General features: G+C 47.3%; 15 protein-coding genes. 6 read left to right on the top strand and 9 right to left on the bottom strand.

The annotated features are described in order from the left end of the window. Positions 1–195: 195 nt before the first annotated feature. The 3 genes from MHB85_RS05445 to MHB85_RS05435 all read left to right on the top strand — a co-directional run bounded on the left by MHB85_RS05445 (position 196) and on the right by MHB85_RS05435 (position 4,342). Positions 196–630, top strand: coding sequence for a MarR family winged helix-turn-helix transcriptional regulator (locus MHB85_RS05445; protein ID WP_192132845.1), 435 nt, complete (start codon positions 196–198; stop codon positions 628–630). Between the two features lie 102 nt (positions 631–732). Continuing rightward, positions 733–2,517, top strand: a complete 1,785-nt coding sequence (locus tag MHB85_RS05440; protein WP_149846353.1) for an ABC transporter ATP-binding protein — start codon at positions 733–735, stop codon at positions 2,515–2,517. Further along, entirely contained in the window at positions 2,510–4,342 is a 1,833-nt protein-coding gene (locus MHB85_RS05435; RefSeq protein ID WP_192132843.1) for an ABC transporter ATP-binding protein, read from the top strand. Before MHB85_RS05440 ends, MHB85_RS05435 begins: the two co-directional genes overlap by 8 nt. Before the next feature lie 137 nt (positions 4,343–4,479). Here MHB85_RS05435 and MHB85_RS05430 read toward each other — a convergent pair whose 3' ends face one another. Next, positions 4,480–6,036, bottom strand: coding sequence for an ATP-binding protein (locus tag MHB85_RS05430; RefSeq protein ID WP_223199856.1), 1,557 nt, complete (start codon positions 6,034–6,036; stop codon positions 4,480–4,482). 274 nt (positions 6,037–6,310) lie between these two features. Here MHB85_RS05430 and MHB85_RS05425 point away from each other — a divergent pair, with 274 nt between their 5' ends. Beyond that, the gene (locus MHB85_RS05425) at positions 6,311–6,646 is read left to right on the top strand and encodes a hypothetical protein (RefSeq protein WP_192132841.1); all 336 of its coding nucleotides are present in this window, start codon (positions 6,311–6,313) and stop codon (positions 6,644–6,646) included. Between the two features lie 277 nt (positions 6,647–6,923). Here the strand turns inward: MHB85_RS05425 and mglC are convergent, their stop codons facing one another. From mglC to MHB85_RS05390, 7 genes are all read right to left on the bottom strand, one after another. Further along, entirely contained in the window at positions 6,924–7,943 is a 1,020-nt protein-coding gene (gene mglC / locus MHB85_RS05420) for a galactose/methyl galactoside ABC transporter permease MglC (protein ID WP_076214373.1), read from the bottom strand. A gap of 15 nt (positions 7,944–7,958) precedes the next feature. Continuing rightward, positions 7,959–9,464, bottom strand: a complete 1,506-nt coding sequence (locus tag MHB85_RS05415; protein ID WP_091015716.1) for a sugar ABC transporter ATP-binding protein — start codon at positions 9,462–9,464, stop codon at positions 7,959–7,961. A gap of 76 nt (positions 9,465–9,540) precedes the next feature. Beyond that, positions 9,541–10,602 carry a galactose ABC transporter substrate-binding protein gene (locus tag MHB85_RS05410; RefSeq protein ID WP_036606548.1) on the bottom strand — a complete coding sequence of 354 codons (1,062 nt, stop codon included), beginning with the start codon at positions 10,600–10,602 and terminating at the stop codon, positions 9,541–9,543. A 174-nt stretch (positions 10,603–10,776) separates the two neighbouring features. Then, positions 10,777–11,949: a substrate-binding domain-containing protein gene (locus MHB85_RS05405; RefSeq protein WP_192132839.1), complete on the bottom strand. Its 1,173-nt coding sequence runs from the start codon at positions 11,947–11,949 to the stop codon at positions 10,777–10,779. Beyond that, the gene (locus tag MHB85_RS05400) at positions 11,927–13,723 is read right to left on the bottom strand and encodes a sensor histidine kinase (RefSeq protein WP_341072585.1); all 1,797 of its coding nucleotides are present in this window, start codon (positions 13,721–13,723) and stop codon (positions 11,927–11,929) included. Before MHB85_RS05400 ends, MHB85_RS05405 begins: the two co-directional genes overlap by 23 nt. A 26-nt stretch (positions 13,724–13,749) precedes the next feature. Beyond that, positions 13,750–15,483, bottom strand: coding sequence for a response regulator transcription factor (locus MHB85_RS05395; RefSeq protein WP_341072584.1), 1,734 nt, complete (start codon positions 15,481–15,483; stop codon positions 13,750–13,752). A gap of 334 nt (positions 15,484–15,817) precedes the next feature. Then, complete coding sequence (locus tag MHB85_RS05390; protein ID WP_341072583.1) at positions 15,818–16,720, bottom strand: tyrosine-type recombinase/integrase; 903 nt, start codon at positions 16,718–16,720, stop codon at positions 15,818–15,820. 168 nt (positions 16,721–16,888) lie between these two features. Between MHB85_RS05390 and MHB85_RS05385 the strand changes: the two genes are divergently transcribed. Together MHB85_RS05385 and MHB85_RS05380 are read left to right on the top strand one after the other, a co-directional pair. After that, positions 16,889–17,089 carry a cold-shock protein gene (locus tag MHB85_RS05385; RefSeq protein ID WP_017690333.1) on the top strand — a complete coding sequence of 67 codons (201 nt, stop codon included), beginning with the start codon at positions 16,889–16,891 and terminating at the stop codon, positions 17,087–17,089. A 99-nt stretch (positions 17,090–17,188) separates the two neighbouring features. Next, the gene (locus MHB85_RS05380) at positions 17,189–17,461 is read left to right on the top strand and encodes an HU family DNA-binding protein (RefSeq protein ID WP_091015726.1); all 273 of its coding nucleotides are present in this window, start codon (positions 17,189–17,191) and stop codon (positions 17,459–17,461) included. 333 nt (positions 17,462–17,794) lie between these two features. Here MHB85_RS05380 and MHB85_RS05375 read toward each other — a convergent pair whose 3' ends face one another. Then, the gene (locus tag MHB85_RS05375) at positions 17,795–18,439 is read right to left on the bottom strand and encodes a Vat family streptogramin A O-acetyltransferase (protein WP_341072581.1); all 645 of its coding nucleotides are present in this window, start codon (positions 18,437–18,439) and stop codon (positions 17,795–17,797) included. Positions 18,440–18,608 lie beyond the last annotated feature (169 nt).

The raw sequence follows: 18,608 nt of genomic DNA, 5'->3' as shown, positions 1-18,608 counted from the left end.
TTAGATAATATCAATTTATCACATCGTTTTGTCTCAGGTCAATATTTCCAATCCAAAATAAATGATCTGTATTCACTTGACGATATGTCAAATCAAACTTAAAATTTAGTTAGTCGACTAACTAAATGATGTGTTCAAAAAGTCTGGTTTTCAGTACCGAGAAGATCGAATGAAGGTAGAAATGGAGTAGATGATATGAACCCAGTCCAAAATGAGCGGTTAATGGGACAGCTATCCGAACTCGTGAAACTGAAACGTTACAAGGTTCATGAGAAACTTGTGAACCACCCCGAGCTATACCCGGGGCAGCCCCCTTTGCTGTTCCAGCTTGAACGGGAAGATGGCCAATCCCAGAAAAACCTGGCCGAACAACTTCAGCGCAGTCCCGCAACGGTAACCGTCATGCTCAAGCGCATGGAATCATCCGGTTATGTGAGACGCGAAGCAGACCCAAAGGATCTGCGCAGTCTGCGGGTATACTTGACCGATCTGGGGCGCTCTGCGCTTCAAGAATTGAGAGTAGTGATTCAGGAGTTGGAACAGCAGGCTCAGAAAGATTTTACACCGGAAGAATCCCGGATCATGTCTCTACTTGCACAGCGTATGCTCCAAAACCTGCGTGAATCCTGAGGTGATGCAAACTCTCGACATCGCTAACAAAAACTGGCTTGAAGCAGTTAAAGGTTGATGAAATTGATTCACTTATGCAATTAAAACTGAGGTGATTTCCTATTGTGGACGTTAAAACGATTCTTGACCCCGTATAAGTCGGCGGCAATCGTCGCCCCTCTGCTCATGGTACTTGAGGTAACCATGGACCTGCTCCAGCCCAAACTGATGTCCAGCATCGTGGATGATGGTGTACTTGCAGGGAACCTGTCCCATATTGTGACTACAGGACTGATCATGCTGCTTGTTGCGTTAATCGGCTGGGTTGGCGGCGCAGGCTGCACACTCTATTCAAGCAAAGCTGCCGTGGGATACGGCACGGATCTGCGTCAGGAACTGTTTGATCATATTCAGACCTTCTCCTTCCGCAATCTGGATACGTTTCAGGAAGGATCTCTGATCACTCGTCTGACCAGTGATATTACCCAGATGCAAACTTTTGTACAGATGCTGCTGCGGATGTTTATCCGTTCGCCGATGCTGATTATCGGTAGTATTATCATGGCATTTACAATTAGTGTGAAGCTGGCTTTGATTCTTATTGCCACTGTGCCGGTACTGTTTATTATTTTATTTATTCTGATAAAAGCTTCCTATCCGCTGTTCGCCAGTGTTCAGAGCAAACTTGATCAGGTCAACGCCGTGCTCCAGGAGAATCTTGCCGGCATCCGTGTCGTCAAGGCGTTTGCACGTGCACGTCTGGAGAAAAAGCGGTTCAAGCAATCCAACGAAGATTATACTTCAACCGCCGTCAAAGCCTGGCGTATAGTCACGCTGAATGCACCCGTGCTCAGTTTGATGCTGAACGCTACCATTGTAGCGGTGCTGTGGTTCGGAGGCTTCCAGGTAGTTGGAGGCGATATTGCTGCCGGAGATCTGATTGCTTTTATCAACTATGTCACGGTTGTCCTCTCATCCCTCACGTCGATCGGCATGATGATGATGAGCTTCTCTCGCGCCAAGGTGTCTGCTGCCCGGCTCAACGAGGTGTTACATACACAGCCAGATATTCAATCGGGAACCGATAACTCCGGGAAAGTACAGTCACTGTCTTCTATCCGTGATCAGAACTCATACCAATCGTCTCCCCTTCCCTCGCACACAGGCGGTCAAGTGGAGTTCAGAGACGTATCTTTCCGTTATGACGGAGAACATGCACTTACCGGCATTAACCTGATCGCTCGCCCGGGTGAGAAAGTGGCCCTGATCGGTTCAACAGGTTCAGGCAAAACATCGCTGGTGCAGCTGATTCCCCGTCTGTATGATGCTTCACAGGGTGAAGTGCTCGTGAATGGAGTGAACGTTCGTCACTGGGATCTTCAGGATCTTCGCAGCCGTGTATCCATTGTGCTCCAGGAATCCATTCTGTTCAGCGGTAGCATCCGGGATAACATTTGCTTCGGCCGGCCCAATGCAACGGATGCTGAATTGCGTGCTGCGGCACAGGCTGCGGCTGCGGATGATTTTATTATGAAACTGAAAGACGGGTATGACACGGAACTGGGCCAGCGCGGGGTCAATCTGTCCGGTGGACAGAAACAGCGGATTTCCATTGCACGCGCCCTGCTCATGCGACCTGAAGTACTGATTCTGGATGATAGCACCAGTGCTGTGGATCTGCGCACGGAAGCAAGTATTCAGAAGGCTTTGCAGTCCTTAATGAAAGACAGCACGACCTTTTTGATTGCACAGCGGATCTCCTCCGTGAAGGATGCAGACTGTATATATGTCATTGATGAAGGACAGATCGTTGCCAGGGGCACACATGATGACCTTATGGCACATTCATCACACTACCAATCGATCTATTATTCGCAGCAACGGAAGGAGGATGTTCAATTTGGCTAAACCTGCATCTTCCTCCATACAACAAACGGTCGTGCCTCCCATCGGAAGACCCGGACCAGCGGGCAGAGGACCTGTCCCCAAAGTCCGAGCGAAAAATGCTCGCCATGCCCTGTTTCGGGTGTGGTCGTATATGGGACGTCATCGTAAAGGAGTTATCGCTGCATTAGTGCTGACGGCTCTTGGTACACTGCTCAATCTGGCAGGACCTTATCTTCTCGGCCGCGCCGTTAACGAACATATCGTGCCCAAAGTAACAGCGGGTTTGCTGAAGGAATGTCTTCTTTTGCTGAGTGTTTATGTCCTTGGCTCACTCCTGATGTGGGCTCAATCCTATGTCATGATTGGTGTCTCCCAACTGACCGTTAAGGATCTGCGACATGCGTTGTTCTCCCGACTACAAGAGCTGCCTGTCAGTTTTTTTGATAAAAATCAAAGCGGGGACCTGATGAGCCGGGCCACCAATGATATCGATAACGTATCTACAACGTTGAATCAAAGCGTAACTCAATTGATGTCCAGTGCCATCCTGCTCGTTGGTTCCTTGTCGATCATGTTTGCACTCGATGTTCGGCTTACCCTGCTCAGTCTGATAACGGTACCGTTGATTACCATCGCCACTCGCCTGATCGCGTCAAGAACACGCAAACACTTCACCGCCCAGCAGAAATTGCTCGGTGAACTGAATGGGTATGCTCAGGAAACGATTGCTGGACAAAAAGTCGTAGCGGCCTATAACCGTCAGGATCAGGCACATCAACATTTTGAGAATTTGAACGAGAAACTGCGCACATCCAGCACACAGGCCCAGACCGTTTCGGGTTTGGTTGGGCCTACGATGAACGTGATGAACAATATCGGGTTTGCCATACTGGCTTCTGTAGGTGGATGGATGGCTTATCATGATCTGACATCCATCGGACTAATCGTCAGCTTTCTCGGTTACTCCCGCCAGATTGAGCGACCTCTCAACGATCTGGCCAATCAGTACAATCTGATTCAGGCTGCAATCGCAGGTGCTGAACGTGTGTTTCACATTATGGATACGCCTGGCGAATACGTGGAGGAACAGAAAAAACAACTGGATCAGATTCAAGGTAAAGTTGTATTTGAGGATGTGTCCTTCGGGTACAGTGCGGAGCGAGACATTCTGAAGAAGGTTAGCTTTACCGCAAAACCTGGCGAGATGATTGCACTCGTTGGACCCACCGGTGCAGGTAAAACGACCATTATCAACCTGTTACCCCGTTTCTACGAGATTACAGGTGGACGGATTACCATTGATGGATGTGACATCTCGGAACTGGAGAAGGATCAACTCCGTCGGCAGCTCGGCATTGTACTTCAGGATGCCTACCTGTTCTCGGGTACCATTCGCGACAATCTCGCCTACGGCAAGCCCGACGCAACCGATGAACAGATCAGGCAAGCGGCTGAGCTGGCGAATGCACATTCGTTCATCCGAAAACTGCCACAGAGCTACGATACCCCCATCATTTCCGGGGGAAGTAATCTGAGTCAGGGACAACGACAACTGCTAACCATTGCCCGGGCAATTCTGGCTGATCCGGCCATTCTTATTCTGGATGAAGCAACAAGCAGCATTGATACGCGTACAGAGATGAAGATCCAAGAAGCAATGCGCACTTTAATGAAAGACCGCACCAGCTTTGTCATCGCCCACAGACTGAGCACGATTCGTGAAGCCGATCAGATTCTCGTCATTGATGATGGACAGATCGCTGAACGGGGCAGCCATGACGAGTTGATGCAGCAACAAGGATTCTACTATCAGTTACATCAGGGACAGCTCAATAAGTCGAACTAAAGTGTGTCTGCATAGCTACTGCACAATAGTTTAATCGAAATACTAAACGCCGCACGGGGTTCTTTAGGACCCATGCGGCGTTTTTATGTTTTTGTCTAATGACTATTTAATTGCTATCTCTGGGTAAGTTATATGATTTACGTCTCCATTGGCAGATGAAGCGTGAAGGTAGAACCCACCCCCATTTCGCTATGGACGGTAATTTTACCATTATGATCCTGAACGATTTTCTGGCAGAGTGCAAGTCCCAGTCCCGTACCTTCTTCTTTGGTTGTATAAAATGGATTAAAGATGGTGGATAGCGAATTTTCCGGAATGCCGCTTCCTGTATCTGTAATTGAAATGAGTACTGCATCTCCGTCCTGCAACAAATCCATATGAACCTCACCAGGGTCTGTCATTGCTTCAAAAGCGTTACGAATCAGATTGATCAATACCTGTACAATTTTATCCCGATCCATGATGATCACAACTGGCTCATTAGTCATTTCAAGTGTAATTTGATGCCCTCGAGATGCCGCATCTGACTCGGTCAGAGACATCACTCGTTCAAGGCAGTGACCCAAATGTTCAGGCTTCATATGATTGGCATGTGGTTTGGAAAACTGCAAAAATTCAGCCGTCAGATCGGTTACTCTCGTCACCTCACCCATAATCACTTCATACCATGGCGCGATATTAAAGGCTTGTCCACGGGAAAGCTGCAGGAATCCACGAATTGCGGTAAGCGGGTTTCGAATTTCGTGAGCCATACCCGCGGCCAGTTCACCTACAGCCCTTAGTCTTTCGGAACGAAATACTTCTTCTTCATTTTTCAGCCATTTGCTGCGCTGTTGTTGAAGCAGCCTATCCTCGGCTACCGTCATAAAGTGCTGCAACGAATCCGACATTTCTGGGTACAGGGAGATGCTATAGCTTACCTGGAGTCCTTGAAGCTGCACGGATAGCAGTGACGACATTCGTTCTTCCACATCCTGTATCTCCGGCAAAACGACCGCAAATCGGTCTCCTGCATACCGGGATATGCCATAGGCCTCGGTGAAATGATTGCTAATCATCTGACCTGTACCTGTGATTACCGTACACCAAGGATCTTCTGAATCTTTTTTAAAGCCGCTAAAGTTATTGACGTTCAAAAGGACAAGCAAAAAAGACCGCTGCTCTTCTACTGTCTTATGTAACACCTCCATGTAACCTTCGTAATTCAACAGTCCGGTAAGCGGATCATGCAGGGTCAGGAACCGATTTTTTTCCCGAAGCCTGCGCTTCTCGACCTCACTGTTGATTAAGGTATGATATAAAAAAATGATAACAACCGAGGTTAACAGGTCAAATAACGAAACCAGCAAAGCATATGTATCTACAGGCACATACGAAAGCCGAATCAACGTATATTGCAGCATAAGCAGCAACGAAATCGGCAAGGTCTGCGCCAACCTTGGTTTGTCCTGGATCATTGAAATAATGAGCATATAATACAGCATGTTGCACCAGTTCAGTTCACTGAAATAGTGGAATATCCCGAGAAAAATCCACTGAAATTTTCGCAGCACAGGATATCGTCTCTCCCCATAAATACTTGCTACCAATAATGTCGCCGAAAGTGACATTGTTGCCATATGAGGGGTAAGCCTGAGAACATAAGAGGACAGAATGACAAGCAGACAACCTAGCGGGAATATCACCATTTTCATCGTGTAACTAAGCAAACAGCCTCGCCCCCTTTGACATAAAACTCACATCAAACAACTTATGTACATGTATTATATCGATTATGATTAGCTGATGTTGTCGATTAATGGAGGCTGGTCAAATTCACATGAATGTATAATTTATGAAGGCAATAGGACATATGATGTAATTGTAATCAACAAAAGTGAAACAATTCCTCTTCGCATAGATCATTATTGTGGTACAATACATTAATGGATTAATTTAGGATAAATACTTGGTTATGGAGGATATCACATGACAACACAACGAAAACCACTGGGCCTCGGAACGCTCTCTCTACTCGTACTTTTGATGGGTCTCGCCTTTAATTTCCAATGGGGCAATGCAAATTTTATGATCAGTCACTATCTTTTTAACTTAATAAACATACCTATTTATAGCAACGGAACTCAAGGACTTCACATTCCTTTTGTAGTAGCAGCCCTCTTCTGGATTCCAGCCTTCTTGATTGCCAAAAAAAATCGTTCACATTATGGCACAAGTGTATCTTATAACCTCGCCGGATTTATGTTGCTCTTATGCATCATTGGACCAGTTATCCCCGTTATCGATTGGATGGTCAATGGTTAAACAATTAAAGCCAGCTCTCTATATCCCGAGGGCTGGCTTCTTTGTTGCTTTTCCATATAAGATGAACAAATTGTTTACACGATAACGTAGAGGACAGAAATAACCTGAAGAAGCGGAGCTAAAAGCTTTCTGAAAGAAAGCTACTTCGGAAGCATGCACCTCGCCTTTATCCCCGGATTTTCACTTCTTTAGAAGGGAATCAAAAAATCTGGGGATAACAGCGATCAGAAGGTTGTTCTGTCATCGGAGTGACTGGTGTAACCTCTTGAGGCTCATCTTATTTTTTCGCCATATACTTACGGATATCAAAAGCCACCGCAGCAACAATGATCAATCCTTTGATAATCAATTGCCAGTACGGACTTACACCGATAAATGTCAGACCGTAGTTAATGACCCCGAAGATCAGCACACCCGCCATAACTCCAGGTACCGTTCCAATACCACCCGCTGTCGATACGCCGCCTACCACACATGCGGCAATCGCATCCAGCTCATACATGTTACCGTAATTGTTTGTTGCTCCACCTGTGCGTGCTGCCTCAAGTACACCACCCAGACCATACAGTGCACCGGCAATGGCATACAGGGCAACCAGGTTGCGTGCAACATGAATCCCGGATACATGCGCTGCCTGAATGTTGCCGCCGATCGCGTACATATTTTTGCCGAGACGTGTTTTGTTAAAGATCACCCAGCAGATTAATGCCACCGCAATAGCAATGAGGACAATATACGGGATGGAATAACCCCCGCCCAGATCAATGTATCCAGAGCCAATGACGGTAAAATCGGGTCTTAATCCTCCAATCGGCTGTGACTGGTTGGGTTCCGTATCAAAATAAATGGAGTTCAGTCCATACACGGCAACCATTGTACCCAGCGTTGCGATAAAAGGGGGCACATGTAATTTGGCGACAATCAGTCCATTGACCAAACCCACGAATAGACCTGCGGTGATTCCAACCAGAATCGGCAACAACACCGGCAAATGGGGCAGATCGGGGAAGAAGCGGTTCGCATACTCATCAATTTGCAGCATCGATGCCGATACAACAGCCGTCAGACCAACCACCCTTCCCGCGGACAGATCGACCCCACCCGTGACGAGGATAAAGGCTGCACCGAGTGCAATAATGGCCCGTGTGGAGGATTGCTGTAAGATATCCCGCAGTGTAGAGAAGGCCAGAAAATTCGGATCGGCAATAGCTATACCAATGATGAGCAGAATCAATACGATAAAGATGGCGCGTTGTGTTACATAATTTTTCACTTGATTGATCATCTGTGTGTTCATCTGTTTCCCTCCTGACTAAGCCATCCGCTGCTGTGCGGCCAGCCTCATAATATCCTGCTCTGTTGCCTCGGCTCCGTCCACGATTCCGGTTAGACGCCCTTCGCTCATCACCATAATGCGATCCGACATACCAAGCAGTTCAGGCATCTCCGAACTAATCATAATAATGCTTTTGCCCTGACGAGCCAGTTCCGTAATAATGGTGTAAATCTCGAACTTGGCCCCTACATCGATTCCACGTGTCGGTTCATCCAGCAACAGAATCTCCGGATCGGTCAGCAACCAGCGGGCCAGCAGAACTTTCTGTTGATTACCGCCAGACAGGTTTCGAATCAGCGTGTTAACTGAAGGCGTTTTGGTTCTGAACTTCTGCGTCTGTTCCCGTGCTTCTTCCCGTCCCTTTTTCTCGTCCAGCAAGCCCACTCGATTTTGGTAGCGCCCCAGACTGGCAATGATCGTATTCTCATACACCGACAACACGGGGAATATCCCTGTAACCCTTCGTTCTTCCGTGAGCAACGCGATATTATGACGCTTCGCTGCTGCGGGGGAGTTAATCTTCACCTTGCGCCCATGAATCGAAATCGTACCTGAAGCAAGTCCGCGCAGTCCAAACAAGGACTCCATCAGTTCTGTCCGCTGTGCTCCAACCAACCCGCCAATGCCGAGTACTTCACCTTTTCGCAGCTCAAAGGATACATCACAAAACGATTTGGACTGGTTGGATGTCAGACCCTCGGCCTTCAATATCACTTCACCGGGTACGTTGGTCCGTTCCGGGAAACGTTCGTCCAGATCACGACCCACCATGCGCGTAATAATCAGATCTGTCGTTAAATCCGCAGCATCCCAAGTCCCGACAACAAAGCCATCACGCATGATTGTCACTTCATCCGAGATCGTCAGGATCTCCTCCATCTTGTGGGAAATGTAGATTATGGACACACCCCGATTGCGTAATTCATTAATAATGGCGAAGAGTTGCTCCACTTCCTTGCCTGTCAGGGAGGAGGTGGGTTCATCCATGACAATAACTTTGGAATTGAACGAGACCGCCTTGGCGATTTCCATCGATTGAATCTTGGAGACAGACAATGTTCCCGCTTGAGCCTTCGGATCAATATCCAGATTCAGGTCCTTGAACAGAGCCAGTGTATCGGTATACATCCGTTTCTCGTCCACCAGTATTCCCTTCATTGGAAATCGACCCAGCCAGATATTCTCCATCACCGGACGATGTGGGACCGGATTAAGCTCCTGATGAATCATGGATATGCCTTGCTGAAGTGCCGCTTTGGAATTTGGAATATCCACATCCTTTCCTTCGATGCGTATCGTCCCTTCATCTGGATGATACATCCCGAACAGACATTTCATTAGTGTGGATTTGCCCGCTCCATTCTCTCCCATCAAGGCGTGAACCGTACCGGGCTTCAGTTTCAATGTGACCTGACTTAGTGCCTGCACACCCGGAAATGCTTTGGAAACTCCATTCATCTCCAGCAGGTAAGGTGATTCCATCTTGGTTCCTCCCTTCCATATGACCGGCAAAAAAAAGGGACGTTACCCGAATGTCGGACGTCCCTGTCTCGTGTTGTTATTGGGCGTCGGCAATGTTGTCTTTGGTAATCTTTTTGTATGCAATCCAGACGTATTTACCATCGGTAATATCGTATTTGGTATTTTCCTTCGTCGGTGTCTCACCTTTGGCAAGTACGGAAGCCAGTGCCACCGTGGCTGCACCCTGATTTTTGGCATCATTGAGTACCGTGCCCAGCATCGTACCATCCTGCAGAGCCTGAATGGCTGGAGCTGTTGCATCCACACCTACAACCGGCATCGATTTGCCATCCTTGAAGTATCCGGCTGCTTTCAATGCCTCAATGGCACCCAAGGCCATGTCATCATTGTTCGCAAGAACGGCTTCAATCTTGTCGCCGTGGGATGCCAGGAACGCTTGCATTTTCTCCTGCCCCTTCACGCGGTCCCACATCGCCGTGTCTTCCGCTAGTGCTTCCACTTCGATACCGGCATCCTGGATCGCCTGAACCGAATATTTGGTCCGAAGCTCTGCATCCTGGTGACCCGGTTCCCCTTTCAGCATGACGTATTGCAGTTTGCCATCGCCGTTTTTGTCTGCTTCCGGATGTGCTTTCCAGTAATCTACAATCAGCTGTCCAGAGATCGTACCGGACTCCTCCGCTTTTGCTCCTACGTAGTACACTTTATCCCACTTGTTCATATCTTCTGCCACTGGCTCACGGTTGAGGAATACCACTGGAATATTCGCTGCCTTAGCCTTGTCAATGATGACACCTGCTGCCGTCCGGTCGACCGGATTCACGGCCATTGCATTGTATTTCTTGGACACAAACAGATCGACTTTCTCGTTCTGGGTCGGCTGTGCATTCTGGCTATCCACGATATCCAGCGTCGCAACACCTTCCGCTGCTGCTGTCATGGCATTACGTACACCCGTCATGAATGTATCATCAAATTTGTAGATGGCAACTCCAATCTTGGGCGTTTCCGTCCCAGCTGCTGTCTGGCCTCCTGTATCTGTTCCCGTACTTCCACCTGCACTGTCTCCGCCGCTGCTACACCCCGCCGCCACAACCATACATGCCGTAATCAACAGTGTCATCCAAGTTTTCTTCATATCCTAATGACCTCCCCCAAGTTCATTCGGCTTCACCGATGTCTTTATTATGAAAGGGTTTACATTAAATTCGAATACAATATCTTCACCTGTTCTATCGAAATCTTCCTCAAGTTAAAAAACAGCTTCATTTCTTCATTCAGTATTCGTTCCGGCACTCGTTCCAGCATTCGTTCATTGTACAAAAGGAAACAACAGCTTCTGGTTATCCATCCAGAACATATTGTCTGTACTAACCAGCTTGGTCTCAAGTAGAACTCTCGCTTGCACCTGTTGATTGTTCAGCCGCGCAACGGCTTGATTCAATCCCAGATAACCTGCGCTATATCCATTCTGAACGATAAGATGATCAAAGACCCCTTCTTGCAATTGCTCCAGTTGCTGTTGTTCACTGCCAAATCCAACAATCCTTACCTTGTCTGCAAAGCTGCGTCGATTCAGTTCATCAGCTGCTCCCAGTGAAGCCGGTTCCTGAAGAGTGATAAAGCCATCCACCTCCTGCTGGTCCAGCAATTGCTTCGCAGTCTGCCAACATCCGTCCCGTGTATTACATATCGATTTGGGTTCCACTTGAATATTAGGATACTGTACCAAGGCTTCCATAACTCCCTGCTCTCTCTGAATAAGACCAGAATTGAGAGGATCGGGGCCCAATAAGGCCACATGCCCTTTCCCTTCCAGAAGCTCCGCCATAGCCTGACCGGCCTGTCTTCCCGCCTCAACATTATCCATCGAGATGAAACTGGTGATGCCTTTCACGGGAAATTCATCGTTAAGCACAATGACAGGAATAATGGTTCCCTCGGAATTTGTTTTCTGTGCCTCCTGAATGATGTCACTAAGTGCCTTCTCACTTAGTGGATCAACCAATAGAGCTGATGCCCCCTGCTTCAGAGCCGATGCGGCGGCCTCCACTTGAGCCTGTTCTCGCGCACTGCGAGAAAACACTTGGCTGTTGATATTTGCCTGTTTGACCTGCATCTGACTTCCAGCAGAATCCAGAATGGCAGGCGTGTACACATCACCATCGGAAGGGTATGCTTCCACGGTCATCAGTTCGGCTCCACTCTCTTTGGCAGCCGCTTCGGCGCCAAGCCGGATGGCTTCCGCAAGTTCCCCTGTTCCAGCTGGCGTAATCAGCGCGATACGTGGCGGTGATGCCGTAGCATCGGGACTCGATAAGCCACAGGCGCTGCATATGAGCAGACAGCAGCTTGCAGCTGTCAGGGTTACTAACCGACGTTTCCGGATTCCAGGGAAGCCCGCAGCAACCTTTTTCCAAAACGTACGGATATTCAATCCTTTAACTCTATGGGCATCTTTCCTATTCACTTGTTTGTCTGTCATCAGGCTCGCCCTCCTTCTGCTGCGATTGAATGGGAATCCGAATCCAGACCGTGGTGCCTTCTTCCAACTCACTTGCAAATTCAAGTCCGTAACCCTCCCCATAATAGAGCCGAATTCGGTCATGGACGTTTCGTACCGCTACGCCGGAGCCTGCACCGCTTTTGACCACAGGACGACCACTCAATAATCCCGACATCTGTTCTTCCGTCATGCCGACCCCATTATCTGTAATGCGAAACACCAGCTTGTTGTCCTTACAATAAACATCGACCTCAATACTTCCTTCGTCCATGTGGTACTCGATGCCATGAACAATGGCGTTCTCAATCAGGGGTTGAAGCACCAGCTTCAATGTCAGGCAATCCAGAAGCGTCTCATCTGCATTGATGGTAAAGTTGAATTTGCGCTTGAACCTCATCTGTTGAATCGTCAAATAATGCTGCGCATGCTCCAGCTCTTCCCTGATCGTGATAATCGTTTTACCTTGACTAAGACTAATGCGGAACAGGCGCGAAAGAGACGTGATCATCGTGATCACTTCCTCATTGCGACTCATGCCTACCATGCGTACTACTGAATTCAGGGTATTGTATAGAAAATGTGGATTGATCTGGGCCTGCAAGGCTTCCAGCTCCAGACGCCGCTTCTGCTCCTGTTCATGGATAATCTCATCCATCAAGGTGCGGATTTTATTGACCATCAGGTTGAAACGACGGGATAGTCGTTCCACCTCCAGTGGCCCTTCAATAGGCAGCTCCACGTTGAAATCCCCACGCTCCACCGCCTTCATCTTGCGTTCCATTCGCCGGATCGGACGAGTCAGACTGGAGGATAGGAACAGGGATACAAGGATGACCAGTACCAGTACAACGACCAATACACGAATAAGATATCCGTTCACTTCCTGACGCGTTGTCATAATCTCATCCAGATAAGCAACACCGACGATTTTCCACCCGATGTTAGCGACTGACTTAACGGTATTCAGCCTTTTCTGTCCATCTGCCTCATCTTCATAACTGCCGGAAGCCACCAAAGCCTGTTCGATATTCTCGCTTTTGAGTCCCATATACATCAATTGTTGCTGCGGATGGTACACGATATTGCCCGCACTCTCATCAATGATATAGACATATCCCCGTTGCCCCAGACTGACCCGACGACTCAGTTCATCCATCTGTTTGAAATTGATATCGACCAGCAGGATAACCTGCCGATCCTGACCATTTTGCCGTATCGTTATGCCTTTGCTCATGGAAACGACCCATTTATATGGGCCTGTGTACATGTTCTGAATATGAGGTAACGAGAAACTCAGGTGATCCGGCACACGAAGCGCAGACTGAAACCACCCTTGCTGTGTCACATGGGCGCTGGTTTTTAATTCGGCTGTAGGTCGGTTCTTGAGCAATTTTCCCGTGGAATCGAGCAGAGTAATCGAGATGATATCTTCACGACTGCTGAGCAGTGTGTCGAGCTGTTTGTCCACCAGTTCCCCTTCCCATGTCCCGTCACGCAGCATATGTTCCTCAATGGCACGGTACAGATGAGACATACTGCGAACGTAATCCTCCAGGTTATAACTGACCTGATCCACAATCTGTCTCGTCGTCAGTTCCGCACTTCGCTCGGCAGCCTGTGTGAACTTGTCATGCAGAAGCATTGCCATGATGGTCAGCACCAGAACGATGAAGACGGAGAAGGACCACGTAATAATAAACCGGATACTGCTGACCCTGGACGAACGCATCCTGGAGCGTAATTGAACTCCCATGGATTTCACCCACCTCGACAAGAAGTTCATCGGAGTGAACCTTCACTTGCTGCCTGGGAAGCCTGTTTACGATATTCTTTGGGCGAGACGCCGATATGTTTTTTGAAACAAAAACTGAAGTAATTGGGTTCAGCAAAACCAACCTGCTCCGCAATCTCAAACGACTTCAGCTCTGTCGAGCGAAGCAGTTCACGCGCTGCCTCCATTCGGATCTGCATCAGGTACTGCAGGAAGGTAAGTTGCACTTCTTTCTTGAAAATGCCACAAAAATAACCGGAGCTGATATGCAAATGCCCGCACACCTTCTGAATGGACAGGTCAGGGTCGGCATAATGCTCTTTCGTGAAGACCAACGCCTGCTCGACAATATCCTTATATACATGCTGCCGTCCGCTGGCAATGCGATGTTGTACGAGTAGACAGACCTCCTGTACCTTCTTCTGTGCCTCAGTAAGACCCGACAGTCGGAACAAATCCGCATACAACTGGAACCCTGCACCAAAGATGTCTTCCATCTCCTCCCCTGATGCCTGTGCTGCCTTCCATACTGTTGTTAATACTTCAATTAAATAGAGCTGAATATCACTTCGCCCGTGTTCCACGGTAATTTCCCCGAAAATGATCGCCAATGCTTCCTCCAGCTCTGCTTGTGTACCCGCCTTCAGGCATCGTGTCAGCGTCTGCTGCTTCAATTCGTCGAACCGCAACTTGCCCGCCGTCTGTCGCTCTACGTCCGCAATGTATATGATTGAATCCGTCCCGGGCACAAGCCGATAATCCAACGCCAGCAGGGCATCTTCATAGGCATGATTCACATCCGCGAGTGTATCCACAATCTGTCCAGAGCCCACCGTAGCCGGGATACGTAAATAGTGGTTGATGCTGCGCATCACATTTTCCAATGCCTTCTGTTGCCGCTTCGCTCCATCTGTACCGCCCGTACGATCCACATAGAGCAGGACAATCGTCTCCTGATGCATAAAGGCATGACCAACCCCATGCTCCGCCCAAACTTCTGCCGCAATGTTAAGTGCAGCAAAGCGTTTCAGTTCAGCATCCTCAGATTGACGCAAGGAACCTCCGGGAATGAATATCTCAGACTGATCCGCTACCTCGGATGTTGTTTTGTTATGTCGTTGTGGGGGCTCGCTGAATACTCCCTCAGGTTTCTCTTTCTGTACATCTCCATCCATATGCAGTGTCAATACGGACACCCCATAACGTTCTCCTGTCAGATCCAATCCGCATTGTTTGGCTTTACTATGAATATATGTAGAGGATTTTTGCCGATGGAGCAAGGTTGCCATCAGATCTGCCTGCAGTAACGGCAAGCTGGTGTGATAGTGCTCACGCAGCTGTTGTACATCTTCACGCTCAGCCACTTCAGCCGCCATCTGGGCGCGCAGTCTTGTGAGCAGTTCTGTGAGATGTCCTGCCGAGAACGGCTTCAGTAGATATTCGTCCACACTTAACGAGATGGCTTGCCTCGCATAATCAAATTCATCATATCCAGTCAAAATGACCACCTTCACGAGAGGATTACGCTTCCTTAATCTTTGTGCGAGTTCCAAACCATTCATGAATGGCATGCTGATATCGGTCACCACAATGTCCGGCTCTACCCGCTCCGCCATCTCCAATGCTTCCCGCCCATTCTCAGCCAAACCGACAATCCGCAGATCGAGCGCTTCCCAATCGACCTCTACAACAAGTCCTTCACGCACATCTTCTTCATCATCCACCAGCAGTACCCGGTACACGTTTGGATTCCTCCTTTTTATGACTGGCTTTATGCCCTAGCAACTAATATATGTGTGACAGTGTGAATCATTGGATATCTTATTGCTCATCAAATATGCCAAATGCTACGGGCTCATGTTGATCAGTTCCAAGTTTGCCATCATAATATACAATATTATCAGGAATATGTAATCGCTTTCTTTATTAGAGGTAAGGCAACCCTGTCGGGCAGTGCCTAAGTGAAATGTGAAGGATCGTATATGAATGCTAAAGGTAGGTTAAAGTAATACAAACACGGAAAATTTCGAAGTACTTCTAATAAGAGGTGTTTTGATTCTGACTATAATTCAGACTTTATTCTTGTTCTTTACGATGATTCGTACTTAATGTTTTAAAATAAATCATTGTTGTGTCTGGGTTGGTGTGTCCCATTATCTCGGCCAAACGGTGCAGAGGCGTATGCTCGGCCATGGCGTAGCCAAAACGATGACGCAGGTCGTGTGAACTCAGTCCTTCCAGCCCTGCTGTTATCATTACTTTTTTAATCAGGTGGCGCAGTGCTCTCTCCGTTAAACGATCATTTGTCTTCTCGGAAGGAAAAAGGTAAGCAGGATCGTTATCAAGATCAGATAAGTACTCATTCAACATGACAACACACTGTATATTCAAAGGGATCTTACGTTGCACGTTGCGTTTATCGGCTCTCACTGTCAGGTGACCGCTTCGTCTACCAAGTTCGATATCATGAGGCTTGAGGTTGCATACCTCCATCGTTCGCAAGCCTGTGTGAAACATAAGGGTCAGGATGGTCTGATCACGAAGGGAATTACCATACTCCACTGCCGCGAGGAATGCCTGCTCTTCTTCAAATGTCATTCGACGTGGACTTACTTTGTCTTCCGGAATGAATTTTAATGGTTTGGAAGGGTCATGACTGAGCCTGGATTCCAAGACAGCCCATTTGAAAAAACGCTTCAGCGTAATCAACCTCCGGTTAATGGTGGCTGGTTTCAATAACATAACTTTGTGAGCATCTTCACGATAACTGACTAAAGTGGATGTATCCACATCTTCAATTCGCAGTGAGAACTCTTCGCTGAGCATGGTGCTTTCCTTGTACCATTCGATAAAGTGTTTCAGATCACTTGCATATTCCTTCACGGTTTTGGGATGTAATTCTCCCTCATTAGCAAGCATATGTATGAATTCCTCTACTGTCGGTTCCCGCTGCACCGAAACCCCTGATGACTGATTCATTAGAAAATACCTCCAAATCTTGACTTATATTAGCGGACATGGTATTATCATATTAATCGATACATTAGCGGACATCAAGTTCGTGGTTTAAATGCACCAGGTGAGTGTCAATTTTAAATTATACTCGTCATAATGATCGGCTAAAAACTTATTTTTTGGAGGAATCACATGCAAACAGGTACAGTGAAATGGTTCAACGCGGATAAAGGATTCGGCTTTATCGAAACTGAAGAAGGAACAGACGTATTCGTTCATTTCAGTGCAATTCAAGGTGAAGGTTACAAATCTTTGGACGAAGGTCAACGCGTTCAATTTGAAGTAACTCAAGGTAACCGTGGACCACAAGCTGAGAACGTTACTAAACTTTAATTATATGAAAGCTGCCTTATTAATAAGGCAGCTTTTTATTTACACATATGTGTCACAGCAAAGTTTCCACATCACAAGAATGAAAGCGAGGTATTCCCCATGGATAAAGAACAATTGATCACAGAAGTAGCCAAGGCTGGCGGTTTCTCCAAGAAGAATGCTGAAAAAGCTGTAACCGTTGTATTGGATTCGATTCTCGAAGCTCTCAAAGAAGGCAAAGAAGTTCAACTGGTTGGATTCGGGAAATTTGAAGTACAGAAACGTGAGGCAAGAACGGGAAAAAGCCGGAAAACAGGCAAAGAAATTCAACTACCTGCAGGTAAAGTTCCTGTATTCACAGCAGGTTTAAGCATGAAAGAAGCTTTAAATTAAACCACGTAACAAACGTAACAACCCATTGAAAAGAGGTTTTTATTCAAACACACAATGATAATATGGATTTAAATGTCGTGTTTACTACCGTTGATGATATCATTAACTTTTATTCAGGCAAACAGACAAACACGGATCATGCAGAAGCTCATACTCATTCAAAGCCCCCACTAGCAAAGTCTGATTGTACCCTACGACCACCCACCCGCTAAATTAACATTTCATCTTGGACAACAAGAGGCCCTGATCCGCTCAAAACGGTCCAGGGCCTGATTTGCTTGGAAGCCAGCTCTGTCAGGAACCAGCTTTTTTTATCTTTTATGCACAACCATCCTATTTGCTGTTTAAAAGTTCGCGCAAGATCTGGAGATCATATGTAGAGACAATACATTCCAAATGCGTATCCAGCCATTCCTCATCCTGATCCCACCACTTCAATTCCAGTAACAGAGCAATCGTTTCTTCGTCAAAACGCTTTTTAACAGTCTTGGCTGGATTACCACCAACAATCGTATAGGGTTCAATGTCCTTCACAACGGTTGAATTGGAGGCAATGATTGCCCCGTCTCCAATCGTGATACCAGGCATGATCGTCACATTCTGTCCAAGCCATACATCATTCCCCAGTATCGTGTCACCCTTATATGGAAGCTGCTCAAGTGTAGGTGTCACACGCTCCCATCCTCCACCGAAAATGTTAAAAGGATACGTCGTCATGCCCTCCATCCGATGATTCGCGCCATTCATAATGAATGTCACACCTTCCGCAATTGCACAGAACTTGCCAATAACCAGGCGATCACCAATAAAGTCATAATGATGTTGTATCCGGTCATAGAATTGCTCTGGCGGATTCGTGTTATCGCTATAATACGTATAATCACCAATGCTCACGTTGGAACGTGGCGGCAGGTTTTGAATGTAACATACGGTTCGGATATTCTCATTTGGGAAAAGTTTTGTTTTATTAGGGGCCATATTGTAGTCCCTCCTTTTCCCTATTGTAACAGATAGTAAATCTTAAATGGACTAAGTGAGGTCTGACATGGACGAGGCCGGATTTTGCTGGATATTCGCTCCGTCTAACCTGAAAAGCAGAACAAAAAGGGATTCGATCTGACCATCGAATCCCTTTTCTTATTCTCCA

Origin of the sequence: Paenibacillus sp. FSL K6-4396, from assembly GCF_038002525.1 — a bacterium.
Lineage (GTDB): Bacteria > Bacillota > Bacilli > Paenibacillales > Paenibacillaceae > Paenibacillus > Paenibacillus amylolyticus_B.
This window is presented reverse-complemented; position numbering and strand designations above follow the sequence as displayed.

Bases quoted from the DNA above. Each gene is read 5' to 3' on its own strand.
- MHB85_RS05445 (WP_192132845.1), top strand. From the start codon at position 196: ATGAACCCAGTCCAAAATGAGCGGTTAATGGGACAGCTATCCGAACTC.
- MHB85_RS05430 (WP_223199856.1), bottom strand. From the start codon at position 6,036: ATGAAAATGGTGATATTCCCGCTAGGTTGTCTGCTTGTCATTCTGTCC.
- MHB85_RS05425 (WP_192132841.1), top strand. From the start codon at position 6,311: ATGACAACACAACGAAAACCACTGGGCCTCGGAACGCTCTCTCTACTC.
- mglC (WP_076214373.1), bottom strand. From the start codon at position 7,943: ATGAACACACAGATGATCAATCAAGTGAAAAATTATGTAACACAACGC.
- MHB85_RS05415 (WP_091015716.1), bottom strand. From the start codon at position 9,464: ATGGAATCACCTTACCTGCTGGAGATGAATGGAGTTTCCAAAGCATTT.
- MHB85_RS05410 (WP_036606548.1), bottom strand. From the start codon at position 10,602: ATGAAGAAAACTTGGATGACACTGTTGATTACGGCATGTATGGTTGTG.
- MHB85_RS05405 (WP_192132839.1), bottom strand. From the start codon at position 11,949: ATGACAGACAAACAAGTGAATAGGAAAGATGCCCATAGAGTTAAAGGA.
- MHB85_RS05400 (WP_341072585.1), bottom strand. From the start codon at position 13,723: ATGGGAGTTCAATTACGCTCCAGGATGCGTTCGTCCAGGGTCAGCAGT.
- MHB85_RS05390 (WP_341072583.1), bottom strand. From the start codon at position 16,720: ATGAATCAGTCATCAGGGGTTTCGGTGCAGCGGGAACCGACAGTAGAG.
- MHB85_RS05385 (WP_017690333.1), top strand. From the start codon at position 16,889: ATGCAAACAGGTACAGTGAAATGGTTCAACGCGGATAAAGGATTCGGC.
- MHB85_RS05380 (WP_091015726.1), top strand. From the start codon at position 17,189: ATGGATAAAGAACAATTGATCACAGAAGTAGCCAAGGCTGGCGGTTTC.
- MHB85_RS05375 (WP_341072581.1), bottom strand. From the start codon at position 18,439: ATGGCCCCTAATAAAACAAAACTTTTCCCAAATGAGAATATCCGAACC.